The following is a 19,134-nucleotide window of genomic DNA, read 5'->3' as shown; positions in this document are numbered from 1 at the left end:
ATTTCGTACTCCTCCGGCCTCTCGCCGGGGGAACCCCCAGGAGGCACCGAACCATGACCACCTTCGTGGACCGCGTCGAACTGCATGTCGCCGCGGGTAGCGGAGGCCACGGCTGTGCCTCCGTTCACCGTGAGAAGTTCAAGCCGCTCGGCGGCCCGGACGGCGGCAACGGCGGCCGTGGCGGCGATGTCATCCTGGTCGTCGACCAGGCGGTGACGACGCTTCTCGACTACCACCACTCGCCCCACCGCAAGGCCACGAACGGCAAGCCCGGCGAGGGCGGCAACCGCTCCGGCAAGGACGGCCAGGACCTCGTCCTGCCCGTGCCGGACGGCACCGTCATCCTCGACAAGGCGGGCAACGTGCTGGCCGACCTCGTCGGCCAGGGCACGACGTACGTCGCCGCCCAGGGCGGCCGCGGGGGCCTCGGCAACGCGGCGCTGGCCTCGGCCCGCCGCAAGGCGCCCGGCTTCGCGCTCCTCGGTGTGGCCGGCGACCTCCAGGACATCGTCCTCGAGCTCAAGACGGTCGCGGACATCGCGCTCGTCGGCTACCCGAGCGCCGGAAAGTCGTCCCTCATCTCGGTCCTGTCGGCCGCGAAGCCGAAGATCGCCGACTACCCGTTCACGACGCTCGTCCCGAACCTCGGCGTGGTGACGGCCGGCTCGACCGTCTACACCATCGCCGACGTGCCGGGCCTCATCCCGGGCGCCAGCCAGGGCAAGGGCCTCGGCCTGGAGTTCCTGCGCCATGTCGAGCGCTGCTCGGTCCTGGTCCACGTACTCGACACGGCCACCCTCGAATCGGACCGTGACCCGGTCTCCGACCTGGACATCATCGAGGAGGAGCTCAAGCAGTACGGCGGCCTCGACAACCGTCCGCGCGTCGTCGTCCTCAACAAGGTCGACGTACCGGACGGCCAGGACCTCGCGGACCTGGTCCGCCCCGACCTGGAGGCCCGCGGCTACCGCGTCTTCGAGGTGTCGGCCGTGGCCCACAAGGGCCTCAAGGAGCTGTCCTTCGCACTCGCCGAGATGGTCGCCGCGGCGCGCGCCGCCAAGCCCAAGGAGGAGGCGACCCGCATCGTCATCCGTCCGAAGGCGGTCGACGACTCGGGCTTCACGGTCGTGCAGGAGGAGGACGGCCTCTACCGCGTGCGCGGCGAGAAGCCGGAGCGCTGGGTGCGCCAGACCGACTTCAACAACGACGAGGCCGTCGGCTACCTCGCCGACCGCCTCAACCGCCTCGGCGTCGAGGACTCCCTGATGAAGGCCGGCGCCGTCGCGGGCGACGGCGTGGCCATCGGCCCCGAGGACAACGCGGTCGTCTTCGACTGGGAGCCCACGGTCATGGCAGGCGCCGAGATGCTCGGCCGCCGAGGCGAGGACCACCGCATGGAGGAGCCCCGCCCGGCCGCCCAGCGCCGCCGCGACAAGCAGGCGGAGCGGGATGACGCGGAGCAGGAGTACGACGAGTTCAAGCCGTTCTAGGTCGTCGGGTGGTGTTCGGGCCGACGGGCGGAGTCCGGCGCGGCTGTCCCGAAGCCCGGGAGGCCGCTTGCGGCCGAGCGGTGCGAGGGCTGCCGCTGGGAGGTTCAGCGCACCGCACGGAGGAGCCCGCCCCGCCGCCCAGCGCCTCGTTCTGAACAGCTGAGCATGGGGAAGGCCCCCGGGAGAATCTCCCGGGGGCCTTCCCCATGCTCAGCCTGCGCGCGGAGCACTACGCAGTGACCGTGTCGCCCGGCTCCGGCTCCGATTCCAGGGTCTCGGCGAACTCGTCGGCCGAGTCCGTGTCGCGCTGGCCGGGGATCTCCGCCGCGAGGCGGGACTCCATGCGCACGCGTCGCTCGTCGGCCCGGGCGCACAGCGCGCGCACCGCGTCGTTGAAGCGGTCCAGGGACGGCGGGTCCGAGGGGCCCAGAAGGTGCTCCTTGAGCTCCGCGCGGGCCTCCGCGTGGGAATCCGTCTCCGGGGCGCGTACGGCCGCGAGAAGGGCGGGTACCTCCGTTGCCGCGGGCGTCAGGATCGTCGCCGCGCTGACCGTCGGGAATCCGGCACGGAAATCGCCCTCGGTCATGCCGGAGGTGTTCGCGACGGCGTACGGCTTCTCGCTCGTCAGCCAGTCCGAGACGACCGAGGAGACGTCGCTGATGAGGACGTCGGCCTGATTGAAGCAGGTGAAGATCGCCGGGCGGGCGTCCGTGATGACCAGGTGCTCCCACTCCGGGAAGGACGCCCAGTACGCGGCCTCCCACGCGGCGGTCGCCTCGGCGACGGCGGCCTGCCGGCCCCCGTCGGGCGTGCCCTGGAGCAGCATGCGCTCCATCTCGTCCGCGCTGGAGCGGAACGCGGTCGACGTCAGCTCGTCCAGCTCCGCCGCGCGGCGGACCAGCTCGGCGGCGGCCTCGGGGCCGGGCCGCGCGCCGGAGCGCTTCGCGGCCGCCTCGCGGACCATCGCCTTGATGCGCTCGTTCGCGGCGCCCGCGCGCGGGTCGACCGAGCCGGTCATCGGGTGCGGCTTGTAGAGGAGGCGCACGGAGTCGTCGGCGAGCAGGTGCTTGACGATGTTCTCGCCGGCGAGAACCACCGACGTATTGCCCGGGTTGCCGTCCCAGCCCTCCCACGTGGGGGCGTAGAGGACCGTCGTGTACGTGCCCTGCGGCGCGCCGGTGGAGCGCTTGATGGGCGACAGCTGCGGGCGGCCCACCTCCACGACGTCCTTGTCCTCGACGCCGATGTCGGCGAGCTGGTAGCGCTCGCGGGCCGCGGGCCCGGCCACCCACACCTCGTCGTACGCCTTCGCGTACGGGTTGCAGGAGGACAGCTTGTCGCTCTCGCCGTGGTTGATGAACGCGTGCTTGATCGTCGGGATGCGCAGGACCTGGGAGGTCTTCGCGGCGTTCGCCGGGTGCAGCACCATCTTCAGCGTCGAGTTCTCCAGGGAGAACATCGTGGCGACCTTAGGGAAGCAGATGACCGGCACGTCGGTCGCGTCGATCTTCTGGACCATGAACCGCTCGCGCAGCACGATCAGCGGCTTGCCGTCGACCTCGGAGAGCGTGGAGAGCCACATGTTCGCCTGGTACGCGGACGACGTGCCGCCCGAGAAGTACATCGCGACGGTCGGCTTGTAGTCGGCCAGCCAGCGGTCGAGCCAGTCCATGACCTTCTGCTCGCTCAAGGCGCGCTTCTTCGGGAGCAGCCAGGTCGCGAGATAGGCCGTGCCGCCGCCGAGCAGCACGATCGAGACACCGAGGCCGATGAGGCCCCAGAGCGCGTCGGTGGTGGCCGCCGTGGTCAGCAGGCCGATGGTGCCGGGGACGGCGAAGCCGAGCAGGCGGTGACCCTGGCGGCGGGCCAGGATGCGCGGCGGGGCCGCGGACAGCCGCAGCTCCGACGCGTCGATGTTCCGCGTCACGATGGGCAGCGCGCGCGTGCGGCGCACCAGGACGGCCACGGCCTGGCACACGAAGTGCAGGGCGTAGAAGGCGAGCAGCGCGATGGTGAGGGGGGACTGCTCGGCCAGCGGCTCGATGCCGTCGATGCGCAGGAGACCGACCAGGATCAGCATGTCGCGCAGCAGCTGCCGGACGGTGACATCGAAGCGGATCTTGCCGAGGAGGGAGAGCAGGCCGGGCTGCTTGTACTGGAGATACGTGTCGAGCGCGAGACCCGCGGCGCTCGCGGCGACGAACACCGGGACGTACGGGATCAGCGCGCTGACGAGCTGGGCCGTGTAGAGCGCGAACATCGCGAAGAGCGCTGAGAGCTGCACGACGCGGCGGGAGGCAAGGCCGGCGGAGGGCACTGGGCGGGGCTCCTGGCAGGGGGGATCGGATGGCGGGGGGAAAGATGTGCGGGGGTGCGCGGCATTCATCGACGAAGGCCGACCACTGACCGTATGACTTTCGCGCCCTCGCTAGCAATCCTTGGTGACAGCAATCACCGGATAAAGGGGCAAAGCCCCCAAGGGCTCTGGGTAACGATTCCTTCCGCGGCCTCCGGCGGAATTCCTCTGGCGTGAGCCTGCCGTCCGCCCCTCGGAACCCGGAGGCGCCGCGCCGTGCCGCTCACGTAGATTGCAGGACCAGGGCCGTGGCCGGGACGAGGCCCACGGCCGGTCAGCACTGATGGGGAACGCACGTGTCAGCGGCAGGGCAGGACATGAGGCAGGGCGTGGCGGAAGCCCGCAGGATCGTGGTCAAGGTCGGATCCTCCTCGCTCACCACCGCCGAGGGCGGTCTCGACGCCGACCGGGTCGACGCCCTCGTCGACGTGCTCGCCAAGTCCCGCAGCGGCGGCGAGAAGGAGATCGTGCTCGTCTCGTCCGGCGCCATCGCCGCCGGGCTCGCGCCGCTCGGCCTGCGCCGCCGCCCCAAGGGCCTCGCCCGCCAGCAGGCGGCCGCCAGCGTCGGCCAGGGCCTCCTGGTGGCCCGCTACACCGCCTCCTTCGCGCGCTACGGCGTCCGCGTCGGCCAGGTCCTGCTCACCAGCGACGACATGGCCCGCCGCGCCCACCACCGCAACGCGTCGCGCACCCTCGACCAGCTCCTCGCGATGGGCGCTCTGCCCGTCGTGAACGAGAACGACACCGTGGCGACGGACGAGATCCGCTTCGGCGACAACGACCGGCTCGCCGCCCTCGTCGCCCACCTCGTCCACGCCGACCTCCTCGTCCTCCTCTCGGACGTCGACGGCCTCTACGACGGCGACCCCGCCAAGCCCGGCAGCTCGCGGATCTCCGAGGTCCGCGGCCCCGCCGACATCGCGCACGTCAAGATCGGCAGCGCGGGCAAGGCGGGCGTCGGCACCGGCGGCATGGTCACCAAGGTCGAGGCGGCCGGGATCGCCGCCGCCGCGGGCATCCCCGTCGTCCTCACCAGCGCGGTGCACGCCGCCGACGCGCTCGCCGCCCGCGACACCGGCACGTACTTCCACCGCACGGGCCGGCGCAGCGCCGACCGCCTCCTGTGGCTCCAGCACGCTTCCACCCCGCAGGGCGCGCTCACGCTCGACGACGGGGCGGTGAAGGCCGTCGTCGAGGGCCGCAAGTCGCTCCTTCCCGCGGGCATCGCGACCGTCGAGGGCGAGTTCGGCGCGGGCGACCCCGTCGAGCTGCGCGACGCCACGGGGCGGGCGATCGCGCGCGGCCTGGTGAACTTCGACGCCAAGGAGATCCCGCAGCTCATCGGCCGCTCCACCCGCGAGCTGGCGCGCGAGCTCGGGCCCGCGTACGAGCGTGAGGTCGTCCACCGGGACGATCTGGTGCTGCTGCACCCCTGACCACCCCGGCGCACTCGTGAAGATCCGGCGTCCGCACCGGGCGTAAACCGTGTAAACGGCCGAAAGCCGGGCCTCCCGCGGGGGACCTTCCCCAAAACCGCCCCACGAGGGCGCTTGGCCTGCTCAACTTTGCTTCAGGAAGTTCCGCACGACCATTGCGCAAAGGAGGCCGTCGTGAGAAGAGCGCGCCCGGGGGCGACGTCCCGAGGGTCGGCGGAGCGGGCACTGACCAGCGTCGCGGCCGGCGAGTCGTACCAGGGCAGCGGGCAGGAGGAGAGCGCCGTGACGGAGGAAGGCCCCCGTCTCTGGCATGTCACTCTCAGTGTCTCCGGCGCCGACGCGCCCCTCGCCGAGCTGCGGCGGGGACTCGAACAACTGGCGCACGACCATCCCTTTCTGCTGACGAGCCGGTACGCCGTCGACCACGCCGAGATCCGCTACTGGGAAGAGGCCCGCGACCTGCACGACGCGGCCGCCGTGGCGCTGCGCCTGTGGGGCGAGCACCGCCAGAGTTCCCAGCTCCCGCCGTGGGAGATCGTCGGCCTCGAGGTCATCGACCGCGACACGTACCACCAGCGCATAGCCGAGGGCTACGGGCCCCTGCCGGCCACCCCGGTCGGTGTACACCCGTTTTAGGTCACATCTCAGGGTTCGGGACAGCCGCCGGACAGCCCTCGCGCGCCCATTACCCTGCCGATATGACCTCGCTCTCGCCGTACGACTCGATGACCCCCGTCACCCAGGCCGCCTACCGTGCCCGGTCCGCGGCCGGCGTGATCGCCCCGCTGCCGCGGGCCGCGAAGGACGACGCTCTCGCCGCGATCGCCGACGCCCTCGAGGTGCGCACGGCGGAGATCGTCGAGGCGAACGCCAAGGACGTCGCCCGCGCCCGCGAGGCCGGCACCGGCGAGTCGGTCATCGACCGCCTCACGCTCACGCCCGAGCGGGTCCGCGCCATCGCCGCCGACGTGCGCGACGTCGTCGCCCTGCCCGACCCGGTCGGCACGGTCGTGCGCGGCAACACCCTCCCGAACGGCATCGACCTGCGCCAGGTCCGCGTCCCGCTCGGCGTCGTCGGCATCATCTACGAGGCCCGCCCGAACGTGACCGTGGACGCCGCCGCTCTCTGCCTCAAGTCGGGCAACGCCGTTCTCCTGCGCGGAAGTTCGTCCGCGCACGAGTCCAACACCGCCCTCGTGCGGGTGCTGCGCGACGCGGTCGGCGGCTCCGGGCTGCCCGCCGACGCCATCCAGCTGGTGCCCGGGGAGAGCCGCGACTCCGTCAACGAGCTGATGCGGGCGCGCGGCCTGGTCGACGTCCTCATCCCGCGCGGCGGCGCCTCCCTCATCAAGAACGTCGTCGAGAACTCGATCGTCCCCGTCATCGAGACCGGCACCGGCAACTGCCACGTCTACGTCGACGCCCACGCGGACCTCGACATGGCCGTCGACATCCTGATCAACTCCAAGGCGCAGCGCCCCAGCGTCTGCAACTCCGCCGAGACCCTGCTCGTCCACCAGGACATCGCCGACGCCTTCGTGCCCCGCGCCCTCGTGGCCCTCGCCGAGGCCGGCGTCACCGTGCACGCCGACGAGCGCGTCCTCGCGTACGCCGAGGGCTCCAAGGCCACCGTCGTCGAGGCGACCCCCGAGGACTGGGAGACCGAATACCTCTCGTACGACATCGCGGCCGCCGTCGTGCACTCCCTGGACGCCGCCGTGGAGCACATCCGCCTCTGGTCCTCCGGCCACACCGAGGCCATCGTCACCACCTCGCAGCAGGCGGCCCGCCGCTTCACCCAACTGGTCGACTCCACCACGGTCGCCGTGAACGCCTCGACGCGCTTCACCGACGGCGGCCAGTTCGGCTTCGGCGCCGAGATCGGCATCTCCACCCAGAAGCTCCACGCCCGGGGCCCCATGGGCCTTCCGGAGCTCACGAGCACCAAGTACATCGTCACCGGCGACGGCCACACCCGGTAGCCGCGGGCACGCGGACGGGAACAAGGGGAATTCCCGCACCGACTGCCCAAAACGACCCCCCAGGTCTACTCTGGACGCGTGCCGGAGGACGTGGGGGGCACGCCGTTCCCTGACGGCTGGGAGCCCGACGACGACCGCGACCGCGGGGGTGCGGACGAAGAGTTCGCCTCCGTGGTCTTCGACGAGGACTTCGTGAAGGCCGCCGAGGTCCATGAACCCACCGCGGTCGAGCGGCTGCTCGCCGCGGCGCAGGCGCGCGCCGAGGCCCAGGAAGCCGAGGCACGAAGGGCCCGCACGCGTGGCTCCGCGGTCGACGACGACCTCTACGACGACGGGTACGGCCCCGAGCCGGGAGGCGGCTACGCCCACGGCCCGGACGTGGACGACCTCTACGACCCCGATGTCGACGAGGACGGCTACCCGCGCCCCGGCGCCTCGAAGGTGCGCTGGCGTCGCCCCGTCGCCTGGCTGCTCGCCCTTGTCATGGGCATCGGCATGGTCGCGCTCGCCTTCACCGCCGTCTACCGCGGCGCCTCGTCGGGCGGCCGCCAGGACCGGGTCCCGCCGCCCGCGACGACCGAGCTGGAGAGGGGCTTCCCGACCGCCCCCAGCGCCTCGGCCGACTACTCCCGGCCACCGGTCCCCGCGACCCCGCGAACCCCCTGACCACGGACGGGTACACCCCGTGAGCACAGGGTTGAGAACCTGTCGGAAGTTGTCGTGTACCAGGGCGTTTACCGGACCCCCGGCAGACCTACCCTGAAGGTATGGGCGAGCCAGGAGACCCACCGGAGGGGACCCCCGAGAGCGCTCCCGGCGGTGGTGGCGAGGACGAGTACCGATCCGTCGTCTTCGACGAGTCGTTCATCCGCGCTGCCCGGCTCCAGGAGTTCTCCGCGCAGGAGCGCATCACCGACCACGCGCCCGCCGTACGCCGGCGCCCCGGACTGCGCCGCGGCTTCACCCGGCAGGCCGTCATCCTCGTCATCCTGATCGTTGTCGCGTTCGGCACCGCGATCTACATGGGCGTACGCAACCCGTACCAGAGCCCCGCCACCGCCCGCCGGCCCGAACCGCTGCGCATGACCGTCATCCCGCTCTCGCCGCAGGGCAAGGTGCCCGGCGCCGCCTCGGTGTCCCAGCTCTACAAGCGCAGCCCCGCCGCCGAGTTCAGGACGGCCGCCGAAGGCATCAACCTGCCCCCGGAGCAGCACACTTCGCACTTCTCCGAGAGTCAGGTCTACGCCGCCCTGACCACCGTCAAGGACTATCTCGTCGAGTCCTCGCTCGACCCCGACGTGCTCACCGGGAAGGCCGTGCGGCCCGTGCGGATCCTGCTCGACCCGCAGCAGCTCGACCAGTTCGACCGGAGCTTCGACCGGCCCGCCGCCGACGGACGGCACGAGGCCACCGGCTGGCTCGTCCGCTTCGACCCGAAGCAGGCCGAGCTCGCCGACACCGGGATCCGCGTCCAGGGCACCCTGCGCGCCACGGAGTCCGACACGGACACCCTCGAGGTCGTCTCCGACCACACCTTCGTCTACGCGCTGCGCCCGGCCGGCGCCGGTTCCGACGCGAAGGCGTCCCTGTTCACCGTCCGCCGTGAGCTGCACTTCCGCTTCGACCGTGACGACCTGCGCATGCACCAGGCCGAGGTGCTCGTCAGCTATACGCAGGCCGGGCCGCTGTCCTGCTCCGTCGACTCGGCCGCCCATCTGCACCCGCTGCTCGCGGGGCAGGCACCGAAGGAGGGCGGCCCGGCCGGCACCGACCCGTACGCCACGGGCGGCACCGCCTCGCTGTGCGGTGCCCTCGCGCCGGGCGCCCAGCCTTCGCTCTGAGCCCCGCGGGACCTACTCGCCGCCCTCCGGCGTCCCGTGGTTGCCCGTGTTCGCGCCGCCGCTGCCGCCGCCGAACTTCCCGCGCAGCTTGCCGCCCAGGTCGCCTGCGCCGCCCGCGATGTCCGTGACCAGCTTCATCAGCGGATCCTTGGAGCTGCGCACGTTGTCCGCGTAGTGCGAGGCCGACTGGCGGAACGAGTCGGTGACCGAGGTGTCCTTGTCCTCGGTGCGGCGCGGGTAGTGGCCGTCCATGATCCGCTGGTAGTCGCGGGTCGCGGCCCACTTCTTCAGCTCGGCCGCGCGGACCGTGGTGAAGGGGTGCGTACGCGGCAGCACATTGAGGATCTTCAGCACGGAGTCGCGCAGGTCGCCCCCGGCCTCGTACTCCTCGGCCTGCTTGAGGAACGCGTCCACGTTCATCTCGTGCAGATGGTTGCCGCCCGCGATCTTCATCAGGCCGCGCATCGACGCGTTGATGTCCTGGCCGACCAGCAGGCCGGCGCGGTCCGCCGACAGCTCCGACTTGCGGAACCACTCGCGCAGCGCGGTGACGATCGTCATGATCGCGAGGTTGCCGAGCGGGATCCACGCGACGCGGAGCGCCAGGCTGGTCAGGAACAGCAGTATCGTCCGGTAGACCGAGTGGCCGGACAGCGCGTGGCCCACCTCGTGGCCGACGACCGCCCGCATCTCCTCCTCGTCGAGCAGCTCCACCAGGCCGGTCGTGACGACGATGATCGGCTCGTCCAGGCCGATGCACATCGCGTTCGGCTGGGGGTCCTGGTTGACGTACATCGGCGGGACCTTCTCCAGGTCCAGGATGTAACAGGCGTCCCGCAGCATGTCGTTGAGGTGCGCGAACTGGTCGTCGGAGACCCGGACCGAGTCCGACAGGAACAGCAGGCGCAGACTGCGCTCGGGCAGCAGCCCGCTGAGCGCCTTGAACACCGTGTCGAAACCGGTGAGCTTGCGCAGCGCCACCAGGGCCGAACGGTCCGCCGGGTGCTCGTATGCCCGCGAGGAGATCCCCTCGAAGCGCCGCCGCTGCCTGCTCGGTACGTGCTCGCGCTGGTCGTCGTTGCCGTCGTTGACGTCGGGCATGCGTCCCCCATGTTCGTGTGCCGTCGTGTTCGGTTGTGCCCCCGAGGAGGTCTCCACAGTAGGCGGAGATACCGTGGCGGGGCAGCACACTGAAGGAGCGAAACGCCATGGAGCAGACATCCGACGCAGCCTGGCTCACCCAGGCGGTCAGCGCCGCAGCCTCCGACCAGCAGGGCGCGGGCAATCTGCTGCGCATCGTCATCGTCGTGGGCTTCCTCGGCAGCGTGTTCCTGGGCTGGTTCCTGCTGCGCGGCTACAAGCGCGACGACTGACACGGCTGCGGGACGGACGCGCGTACGGCAGAGTCGGCGTGATCGCCGAGGACACCCCCGCATACGATGAGCGGGAAGTCTTTATCCAGACCTCATGTCACCACCCAGATCCCGACTCCCCATCCCGTCTCACCCGGATAGGTCCTGCTGACGATGAGCCTCCACAGCACCGCTGCCCAGCTGGCCACCCTCGCCGCCGAGGGCGGCGAGCACGGCGGCAACCACCCGAGCCTCAGCCCCTACCTCACCGGCGGCGGCGCCCTGTTCCTCCTGCTGCTGATGCTGTGGATCGTCACCCGCTTCAACCGGGACCGCTGACGTGCAAAAGCGCTGTCTGTGGGGATGAAGCCCCGGGGCTTCATCCCCACAGACGGCGCTGTTCGTGCTGCCCAGTAGGCTCTGCACGCGTGACCTCCACTCCTTTGGGGAGCGGCTTGTCACTCGGCTCGGGAAGAGCCTCATGACGGCCAAGCCCTGACCGTTGCCCGAAGGCGCAAGCTCAATCTCTACTACCCTGTCCGGCGCACGGGGAGGGAATTTCGGAATGGGACAGCACGACATGGCGACAAGCCCGGTGAACGGCCCGGCCGGCGGCCCGGACCGGGCCCGGATCAGCACCGCCAAGCGGCGTCTCGGCGTCATGGGCGGAACGTTTGACCCGATCCACCACGGACACCTCGTGGCGGCCAGCGAGGTCGCCGCGCAGTTCCACCTCGACGAGGTCGTGTTCGTGCCCACCGGGCAGCCGTGGCAGAAGACGGACCGCACGGTCACTCCGGCCGAGGACCGCTATCTGATGACGGTCATCGCGACCGCCGAGAACCCGCAGTTCTCGGTGAGCCGCATCGACATCGACCGCGGCGGGCCGACATACACCACGGACACACTGCGCGATCTGCGCGCGCTCAATCCGGACACGGACCTCTTCTTCATCACGGGCGCCGACGCCCTGGGCCAGATCCTCACCTGGCGGTACACGGAAGAACTGTTCTCCCTGGCGCACTTCATCGGGGTCACCCGGCCGGGCCACCCGCTGACCGACCCCGGTCTGCCGGAAGGCGGTGTCTCGCTCGTCGAGGTGCCGGCCCTCGCCATCTCGTCCACGGACTGCCGTGCGAGGGTCGCCAAGGGCGACCCCGTCTGGTACATGGTCCCGGACGGTGTGGTGCGCTACATCGACAAGCGCGAGCTGTACCGCGGCGAGTGAGCCGAGAGGGGCACCGGTGAACGACCGATACGACGGTTACTCGGGCAGTTACTCGGGGGACGCGTCCAACACGTCCGACCAGTACGCGCTCGTCGGCTACGACGAGTACGGGCAGCCCGTGTACCGGCAGGTGCCCCAGCAGCCTGCGCAGTACGAGTATCCGCAAGCGACCCAGGACCAGGGCTACGGCTACGACCCGTACGCCACCGGCCAGCAGCCGCCGGTGCCCTCGTACGACACGTACGACCCCTACGGGGCGGGTGCGTCCGCGCAGCAGGGACCGCCCCCTTCCTACGACCCCTACGGGACCGCCGCGGGAACAGGGCAGCAGCAGCGGGTCGAGGAGCAGACCGCGACCGCCCACATCCCGGCGCAGGCCGCTCCCCGGACCGAGCCCGCCGCGCGCGATCGACGTGACGGGGCGCCCGAGTACCGGACCGAGCAGTTCTCCTTCGTCGAGGAGCCGGACGAGAACTCCGAAGACGTCATCGACTGGCTGAAGTTCACCGAGTCGCGCACCGAGCGCCGCGAGGAGGCCCGCCGCCGCGGGCGCAGCCGGATCGTCGCCCTCGTCGTCGTCCTCGTGCTCTGCGTGACCGGCGGCGTCGGCTACCTCTGGTACGCGGGCAAGCTGCCCGGCTTCGGCTCCAAGGACTCCGGCAAGGGTGCCGCCGACACCGCGGGCCCGCAGAACCGCGACGTGATCGTCGTCCACCTGCACAACACCAAGGGCGGCGGCACCTCCACCGCGCTGCTCGTCAACAACACCACCACCAAGCAGGGCACCACCGTCCTGCTCCCCAACTCCCTTGCTCTGACGGACGACGAGGGCAGCGCGACGACGCTCGGCAAGTCCGTCGGCGGCGACGGGTCCTCCGGCACGCGCGACGCCATCGACACGGTCCTCGGCACGGACGTCGAGGGCACGTGGCGGCTTGACACCCCGTACCTCAACAACCTCGTCGAACTCGTCGGCAACATCGATATCGACACGAACGCCGACGTCCCCGACCCGGCCGCCAAGTCCGGGAAGGACGGGAAGAAGGCGACGTCCCCGCTGGTCAAGAAGGGGAAGCAGCAGACGCTGAGCGGCCCCATGGCCGTCGCGTACGCCACCTACCGCGCGCCCGGCGAGTCCGACACCGCGCAGCTCATGCGGTTCGGCCAGGTCATGCAGGGCGTGCTGCGCAAGCTGTCGTCCGACCCGCACGCCGCCACCGTCACCGTCCAGTCCCTCGCCCAGATCCTCGACCCCTCGCTGGGCGAGAAGGACCTCGGCGCGTTCCTCGCCAAGCTCGCCGACCGGGCCAAGGGCGGCGACTACAAGACCGCGCTCCTGCCCGTGCAGCAGGACGGCACCCTCTCCGAGCAGGCCACCGGCAGCGTCGTCAAGGACGTCCTCGGCGGCACGGTGAAGAACCCCGGCAAGGACGCCTCCGTACGCGTCGGCATCAAGAACGCCACAGGCGTGAAGACCCGCACGGAGAAGGCCAGGGTCGCGCTGGTGAACGGCGGCTACACCTTCGTCGACGCCGGGACGGGCACCCCGGCCCAGGCCGCGTCGCAGGTCACGTACCAGGACGACGACCGCAAGCAGGACGCCGTCGAGGTCGCCAAGACCCTGGGCCTGCCGACGAGCGCGGTGCGCAAGGGGAAGACCGTGGCGAACGCGGTCGTGTCGGTGGTCCTCGGACAGAACTACACGGGCGGACAGTAGGCGCGCGCCCGGTCGCGGGGGCGCGTCTGTCCGGCCGGGCAATCCAGTAAGGGCCGTCGGCGGTCCGTGAGACCCTTGGGGTATCCCTTCAAGGGATTACTGCCCGCCGACGGAAAGCCATGTAGTGACCGCCACTGACCGCTCCATCGAGCTCATCACCGCCGCCGCACAGGCGGCTGCCGACAAGCTCGCGCACGACATCATCGCGTACGACGTCAGCGATGTGCTGTCGATCACCGACGCCTTCCTGCTGGCCTCCGCGCCCAGCGACCGTCAGGTCAAGTCGATCGTCGACGAGATCGAGGAGCGCCTGAACAAGGAGCTCGGCACCAAGCCGGTCCGCCGCGAGGGCGACCGCGACGCCCGCTGGATCCTCCTCGACTACGTCGACATCGTCGTCCACGTCCAGCACAGCGAGGAGCGCGTCTTCTACGCCCTCGAGCGCCTGTGGAAGGACTGCCCCGAGCTGGAGCTTCCCGCGGACGCCAAGGCCACCCGCGGCAAGGCGGCGGAGCACGCCCAGGCGACGCAGGCCGCGGAGGAGGCCGAGGAGCTTCGCGAGCTGGGCGGAGAGCTGCGTTGACCGCCGCGGGGGCCGGCGCCGGACGGGCCGGGGGACGGGCCCAGGGACGGCGCGTCATCCTGTGGCGCCACGGCCAGACCGCCTGGAACCTGGAGCGCCGCTTCCAGGGCTCCACGGACATCGGCCTGACCGAGACCGGCGTCGCCCAGGCCCGCCGGGCCGCCCGGCTGCTCGCCTCGCTGAAGCCGGACGTCATCGTCGCGTCCGACCTCAGCAGGGCCTCCGCCACGGCCGCCGAGCTGGCCGCGCTCACGGGCCTCGACGTCACGCACGACGAGGGCCTGCGCGAGACCTACGCCGGTGAGTGGCAGGGCCTCACGCACGACGAGATCATCGCCCGCTACGGGGACCAGTACGCCGCGTGGAAGCGCGGCGAGCCGGTGCGCCGCGGCGGCGGCGAGCTCGAGACGGAGGTCGCCGACCGGGCCGCTCCCGTCGTGCTCGCTCACGCGGAGAAGCTGCCGCAGGACGGCACACTCGTCGTGGTCAGCCACGGCGGCACGATCCGCACCACGATCGGGCGCCTCCTCGGTCTCGAGTCCCCCCACTGGGAAAGCCTCGGCGGCCTCTCCAACTGCTGCTGGTCCGTCCTCGGCCAGGGCGCACGCGGCTGGCGGCTGCTCGAGCACAACGCGGGCACGCTCCCGGAGCCGGTGCTCGGCGACGACGACTGAGCCCCCGACGGGGGTTCGACGGCCGGATTTCACTTTCCGGCAGGTCGCAGGCTAAAGTTCTTCTTGTTCGCAGCCGCGCAGAGCGGGGAGAACGCAAGGGGCTATAGCTCAGTTGGTAGAGCGCCTGCATGGCATGCAGGAGGTCAGGAGTTCAATTCTCCTTAGCTCCACAGTCGAAGCGTCCGCTTCGCAAAGATCCCGTCCGGGTAAGGGCGGGATTTTTTGTTACCCGGCGCACTCTTCCCAACTCCCTTGAGGCGCTTGGTGTCCCGGGGGCGTATAGGTCTGCGGATGTGGTCCTCGTGTGTCGGTGTGTGCGTAAGTGCTGGCCGGAGCGGGCGAACTCGGCGCCGTGTCCGGACCGGTACCCATGCGTCGCTGACCGTGACGCTCCGGCCGTGGCAGAATCGGACGGCCGGTAGAGGGCCGCGTCCGATCGACGAAGACGGTCCGACGGGAGGGAGAACGCGATGCCCGCGCGCATCACCGAGGCGGCCGACCGCCCCCTCGGCGTGACAGTGAGACCGGCCGAAGCAGCCCATTCCGAGCAGCACGTTCCTTCCCCCTCCTCTTCTCCGTCTTCTTTCTCTTTTCTCGACTGTCCGTCCTGCGGCTCCTTCCACGTCGCGCAGATGCTCGGCGACAACGGCGGGATCTCGTACGTGTGCACGGCCTGCGGCCACAGCTGGAGCTGAGCGGATCGACATGGGGTCACACAGGAGGAAGTGCGACTGGTGCGGCAGCGGCACGCCCATCGTCAGGGACATGGAGCCGGTCAACCCCGACTACCAGTACTGGTGCGAGGAGTGTGCGCGGGCGCTGATCATAAAAGGCGACCCGATCGAGACGTATCGGGAACTGGAGGGCGAGCCGATCTACGGCCGGCTGCTCGACGAGCACTGCACGCTCAAGCGGTTCTATTCGTTCGCCACGGCCTGAGGATGCCTTGAATTCGGGCAAATCGGACCAAGGTGGAAACGATTTGGTGATGCACCGGGTGCCCGGTAATGTTGGCGTCGCCGCCGGGGAAACCCGGCGACACGGTGAACATGCGGCTCGGCCGCATGGACGCGAGGGGCTATAGCTCAGTTGGTAGAGCGCCTGCATGGCATGCAGGAGGTCAGGAGTTCAATTCTCCTTAGCTCCACAGTAGATGGACATGAAGAGGGCCACCCGAACAGGGTGGCCCGCTTTCGTATGCCGTCACGCAGTCCCGCGGGGCGCGCCCGCTGGCGTCAGCCGCGCCCGCTGCCCAGGGCCCTGCGCCCGCGGCCCGGCGGGAGCGCGGGCGGCAGGGCCGGGCGGGCCGGAGCCGCCGCCGGGTCCTCCTCGATACGCAGCGCCAGCGCGGGGCACCGGCGCACGGCCCGTACGGCGCGCGCCTCCGAATAGCGCGCCACCGGGGCCTCCGCCACCGAGGGATAGCCGTCCGGGCCCAGCTGGATCAGCTCCGGGACGATGTCCGCGCACAGGCCGTGGCCCTCGCACAGCGTCCAGTCCACCGCGAGCCGCCGGCCGCTGGGGGACTCGCCCTGCGGCGCCTCCGTGTGCAGCGGCAGCACGCCCTGCACCGGGCGCCCGCAGCCGCCGCCCAGGACGTGCGCGGCGAGATCGTCCGTGAACGCCGAGATCGTCGACTCCAGGAACGCCGCCGAACCGTCCGGGTGCTTGCACGCGCCGCGCCGCTTCACCGCCCTGGTGACCTGCTGGAGGGCTTCGAGGGCGGTGGGGCCGCCGCCGTTCAGTACGTCTTCCAGGCCGCGCGCCGCCGCCGGCAGACCCAGATAGCAGGGACCGCACTGGCCCGCGCTCTCCGAGGCCAGCCACTGCGCCACCCGGAGCGCCTCGCCGAGCGGGCAGGTGTCCGGGCCGATCGGCAGGATCGCGCCCGCGCCGAGCGCGCCCCCGGCGGCCTCCAGGGAGACGCGGGAGACCACCGCCTCCTGCGCCGTGAAGGCGTCGAGCCACTTGCCGTGGTACCCGCCCGTGAGTACGCCCTGGGGCATCGACGGGGCGCCCGCAAGCTGGAGCACGTACCGCAGGGGAACCCCCGCAGGGACTTCGAGGACCATCGGGCGGGCGACGGCTCCGGAGAGGGTCAGCAGGATCGTGCCGGGCTCGTCGCGCAGGCCCGTGCGGCAGTAGCGCTCGGGTCCGGTGCGGGCCGCTACGGCGAGCTGGGCGAACGTCTCGGCGTTCGACAGCAGCGTGGGCGCGCCGCCCACCCCGGAGTCGGAGGCGCGTACCTTGCGGCCCGCAGGCACCGGGGGCCCGCCGTCCGCCGAGCGGATCAGTGCGGAGGACTCCCCGGTGACCATGCGTACGGGGTTGCGCTGCACGCGCGCGCGTAGCGGGGCGCCACGGCGGTTGGACAGGCCCCTTTCGAGGAGCGCGGCCTGCATGGACGCCTCGGTGGAGTCGCGGGTCACGCCCACCACGAGGGTGCGGGCGCCGAGTGCCTCGGCGACCAGGAGCGCGCCGTCGAGGATGAGGTGCGGGGCGCGGTTGATCAGGACCGTGTCCTTGCGGCAGGCGGGTTCGTCCTCGCTGCCGTTGACCACGACGACGGGGCGCACCCCGCGGCGTATCGCGGACTGGGCGACGGCGCGCAGCTTCTCGGCGAAGGGGAAGCCGGCGCCGCCGCGGCCGCGCAGGGATATCTGCCCGGCCAGCGTGGCCAGTTGCTCGCCGCCCATCGGTTCGAGCGGGCCGTGCACTTTCAGATGCATGTCGAGGTCGAGTCGCTCGACCAGGTCGAAGCCCGAGGTGAGCTGGGGGAGACCGACGACGCGGACTTCGGGGACGTCGGGCAGCGCGGTGTTCACTGAATGCCTCCGGGCGGCGTGTTCCAGGGCTCACCCGCGGCGGGGGCCTGGAACGGGCCGGGCAGCGTTTCGGTGGCGGACTCTTCCTCGAAGCTCGGGATGCCGCCGTAGGGGGTGTCGAGAGTGGGGTCGTACGCCGAGGGGGGTGCCGGGGCGGGGGGCGGCGGGGACGGGGCCGGCCAGCGCTCGGGGGGCTCGGGGGCGACGAACGGGAAGGACTCGGTGGGCTGGAGGTCCAGGAGGGTCAGGGGCTCCCCGGGAGGCGGGGTGCCGAAGAGCGGGTCCACCGGGGCCGAGACCGCGCGGTAGGCGGCCGAGAAGCCGATGCCCGCGGTGGCGGGTCGTGGTTCGAACGCGGGGCGCGCCGGGGCCTCGTAGCGCGGTGGAATGTCGGGGGACGGCATGGGGAGCGGATTTTCGCGCGGCCGCGGCGGCGGCTCGCGGTTCATGTCGAAGCGGGCGTCGGACGGTGCGGGGCGGCCGGCGCCGCCGGGCAGCGGGGATGGGGTGACGTCCCTGCGGCGGGTGCCCTGCGTTCTGCCGTCGCCGTCGAGGAGCGCGAGGACGCGGGCGGCGACCTTGCGCTTGACCGGTCCCGGCGCCGCGCGCAGGGCGACCGCACCGCCCACCGCGACCAGGCACAGGCAGTACAGGACCACCACGTAGGTCTTCGGCTGCCGGCCCGCGTACAGACCGTGGATCAGCGCGGAGCACCAGGCGGGGTAGGCCAGCATGTGCAGGGCGCGCCAGCGGGAGGCGATCTGGGCGGGGGACGCGAAGGCCTTGCGCAGGGCGCCGGTGACGCCGGTGGTGACCATCAGGAGCCCGGCGAGCGAGCCGAGGCCGATCAGGCCCGCGCTGCCGGTCACGCCGAGCCCGAAGGGGATCAGCGCGCCGACCACGGACACATGGTCGAGGGCCAGCTTGACGGTGACGTGCAGGAGCAGGAAGGCGATCGAGGCGACCGCCGTGGCCCGGTGCACCCCCTGGGAGAGCAGGCGCTGGCGCGTGGTCAGGAACAGCCGGTCGGAGGCGACCAGGCCCCAGACGACGGATGCCGTCAGGGAGACCAGGGACAGCACCCCGGTGGTGAAGTCGAGCGCGGCGCGGAAGGCGTCGCTCCCGACGAGGACCACGAGGGGTATCAGCAGCAGTGCCGCCGCGCACAGGGCCCCTCGGGTCGCCCGGCTGGGCGCGGGGGACGGGCGGATCCTGCGCCGGGGGCGCTGGGTGTTTCCTCGCTGGGGGAACGGATTCAGCGGCTGCCCGTTCGTCGGGGAGTTCAACGGGGAGTTCAGTGGAGGGTTCATGGGGGCGACTCCGAATGGTTCGGCAAAGTGGTCCCGCTGCCGCACTCTAGGTCGACCCATACCGGCCAGTACGGGGTTTGAGTTATCTCGTTGTTATCTATCGGAGGTGTGGACTTTGTGTTGCCCCGATAGGGGTCGGTACGCGGAGTAACCCTTGGCCCATGCACCTTCCGAAGGCCTCCCGTGGCCCGCCCGCAGCCCTGCGAGGGGCTCCCCGGGAAGCCCGTCGCGGCCCGTGTGGGCCCTGCGGTACCCTGACGCCATGCGTGCCGTACGCCTTCTGCTTAGCGAGCCGCGCTGATCAGTCCCGACCGCTGACGAATCGCGGATCGGAATCGGC

18 protein-coding genes and 2 tRNA genes are annotated in these 19,134 nt (G+C 71.3%); 16 read left to right on the top strand and 4 right to left on the bottom strand.

The features are described 5' to 3' along the window. The first annotated feature begins 53 nt into the window (after positions 1-53). Positions 54-1,490, top strand: coding sequence for a GTPase ObgE (obgE, locus tag ACY0PA_RS16210; RefSeq protein ID WP_473085290.1), 1,437 nt, complete (start codon positions 54-56; stop codon positions 1,488-1,490). A gap of 229 nt (positions 1,491-1,719) precedes the next feature. Here the strand turns inward: obgE and ACY0PA_RS16205 are convergent, their stop codons facing one another. Next, a complete protein-coding gene (locus ACY0PA_RS16205) occupies positions 1,720-3,807 on the bottom strand; it encodes a hypothetical protein (RefSeq protein ID WP_473085289.1) in 2,088 nt (695 codons plus the stop codon). Positions 3,808-4,175: 368 nt separating this feature from the next. Between ACY0PA_RS16205 and proB the strand changes: the two genes are divergently transcribed. The 5 genes from proB to ACY0PA_RS16180 all read left to right on the top strand — a co-directional run bounded on the left by proB (position 4,176) and on the right by ACY0PA_RS16180 (position 9,105). After that, on the top strand, positions 4,176-5,282 hold the full coding sequence (proB, locus tag ACY0PA_RS16200) for a glutamate 5-kinase (RefSeq protein WP_473086335.1): 1,107 nt from the start codon (positions 4,176-4,178) through the stop codon (positions 5,280-5,282). A gap of 174 nt (positions 5,283-5,456) precedes the next feature. Beyond that, the gene (locus ACY0PA_RS16195) at positions 5,457-5,918 is read left to right on the top strand and encodes a hypothetical protein (protein WP_454400413.1); all 462 of its coding nucleotides are present in this window, start codon (positions 5,457-5,459) and stop codon (positions 5,916-5,918) included. A 62-nt stretch (positions 5,919-5,980) separates the two neighbouring features. Further along, positions 5,981-7,264 (top strand): glutamate-5-semialdehyde dehydrogenase, encoded by a 1,284-nt coding sequence (locus ACY0PA_RS16190; protein ID WP_473085288.1) that lies wholly within the window; start codon positions 5,981-5,983, stop codon positions 7,262-7,264. Between the two features lie 78 nt (positions 7,265-7,342). Beyond that, on the top strand, positions 7,343-7,930 hold the full coding sequence (locus ACY0PA_RS16185) for an SCO2584 family spore wall biosynthesis protein (protein WP_473085287.1): 588 nt from the start codon (positions 7,343-7,345) through the stop codon (positions 7,928-7,930). Between the two features lie 101 nt (positions 7,931-8,031). Further along, positions 8,032-9,105 carry an SCO2583 family membrane protein gene (locus tag ACY0PA_RS16180; RefSeq protein WP_473085286.1) on the top strand — a complete coding sequence of 358 codons (1,074 nt, stop codon included), beginning with the start codon at positions 8,032-8,034 and terminating at the stop codon, positions 9,103-9,105. 12 nt (positions 9,106-9,117) lie between these two features. Here ACY0PA_RS16180 and ACY0PA_RS16175 read toward each other — a convergent pair whose 3' ends face one another. Further along, positions 9,118-10,206 carry a M48 family metallopeptidase gene (locus ACY0PA_RS16175; protein ID WP_473085285.1) on the bottom strand — a complete coding sequence of 363 codons (1,089 nt, stop codon included), beginning with the start codon at positions 10,204-10,206 and terminating at the stop codon, positions 9,118-9,120. Between the two features lie 107 nt (positions 10,207-10,313). On the opposite strand from ACY0PA_RS16175, the gene ACY0PA_RS16170 reads away from it, so the two are divergent. The 10 genes from ACY0PA_RS16170 (at position 10,314) to ACY0PA_RS16125 (ending at position 15,806) form a co-directional block, all read left to right on the top strand. Continuing rightward, positions 10,314-10,478 carry a hypothetical protein gene (locus ACY0PA_RS16170; RefSeq protein WP_473085284.1) on the top strand — a complete coding sequence of 55 codons (165 nt, stop codon included), beginning with the start codon at positions 10,314-10,316 and terminating at the stop codon, positions 10,476-10,478. Positions 10,479-10,631: 153 nt separating this feature from the next. After that, entirely contained in the window at positions 10,632-10,796 is a 165-nt protein-coding gene (locus tag ACY0PA_RS16165; protein WP_199841792.1) for a hypothetical protein, read from the top strand. A 226-nt stretch (positions 10,797-11,022) separates the two neighbouring features. Then, the gene (gene nadD, locus ACY0PA_RS16160) at positions 11,023-11,685 is read left to right on the top strand and encodes a nicotinate-nucleotide adenylyltransferase (protein ID WP_473085283.1); all 663 of its coding nucleotides are present in this window, start codon (positions 11,023-11,025) and stop codon (positions 11,683-11,685) included. 16 nt (positions 11,686-11,701) lie between these two features. After that, positions 11,702-13,402: an LCP family protein gene (locus ACY0PA_RS16155; RefSeq protein WP_473085282.1), complete on the top strand. Its 1,701-nt coding sequence runs from the start codon at positions 11,702-11,704 to the stop codon at positions 13,400-13,402. A 124-nt stretch (positions 13,403-13,526) separates the two neighbouring features. After that, a complete protein-coding gene (gene rsfS, locus ACY0PA_RS16150; RefSeq protein ID WP_473085281.1) occupies positions 13,527-13,985 on the top strand; it encodes a ribosome silencing factor in 459 nt (152 codons plus the stop codon). Then, positions 13,982-14,659: a histidine phosphatase family protein gene (locus tag ACY0PA_RS16145; protein ID WP_473085280.1), complete on the top strand. Its 678-nt coding sequence runs from the start codon at positions 13,982-13,984 to the stop codon at positions 14,657-14,659. The genes rsfS and ACY0PA_RS16145 overlap by 4 nt, the downstream gene beginning before the upstream one ends. Positions 14,660-14,756: 97 nt before the next feature. Beyond that, positions 14,757-14,829: transfer RNA gene (locus tag ACY0PA_RS16140), tRNA-Ala, on the top strand. A 300-nt stretch (positions 14,830-15,129) separates the two neighbouring features. Continuing rightward, the gene (locus ACY0PA_RS16135; RefSeq protein WP_473085279.1) at positions 15,130-15,354 is read left to right on the top strand and encodes a hypothetical protein; all 225 of its coding nucleotides are present in this window, start codon (positions 15,130-15,132) and stop codon (positions 15,352-15,354) included. A gap of 10 nt (positions 15,355-15,364) precedes the next feature. Then, entirely contained in the window at positions 15,365-15,598 is a 234-nt protein-coding gene (locus ACY0PA_RS16130; protein WP_127831505.1) for a hypothetical protein, read from the top strand. 135 nt (positions 15,599-15,733) lie between these two features. Further along, positions 15,734-15,806: transfer RNA gene (locus ACY0PA_RS16125), tRNA-Ala, on the top strand. An 88-nt stretch (positions 15,807-15,894) separates the two neighbouring features. Here ACY0PA_RS16125 and ACY0PA_RS16120 read toward each other — a convergent pair. Together ACY0PA_RS16120 and ACY0PA_RS16115 are read right to left on the bottom strand one after the other, a co-directional pair. Beyond that, a complete protein-coding gene (locus ACY0PA_RS16120; protein ID WP_473085278.1) occupies positions 15,895-17,484 on the bottom strand; it encodes an NADH-ubiquinone oxidoreductase-F iron-sulfur binding region domain-containing protein in 1,590 nt (529 codons plus the stop codon). Continuing rightward, complete coding sequence (locus ACY0PA_RS16115; RefSeq protein ID WP_473085277.1) at positions 17,481-18,794, bottom strand: ferric reductase-like transmembrane domain-containing protein; 1,314 nt, start codon at positions 18,792-18,794, stop codon at positions 17,481-17,483. The genes ACY0PA_RS16120 and ACY0PA_RS16115 overlap by 4 nt, the downstream gene beginning before the upstream one ends. Positions 18,795-19,134 lie beyond the last annotated feature (340 nt).

The sequence above is a fragment of the Streptomyces sp. DS1-CR2 genome (assembly GCF_055760475.1).
This window is presented reverse-complemented; position numbering and strand designations above follow the sequence as displayed.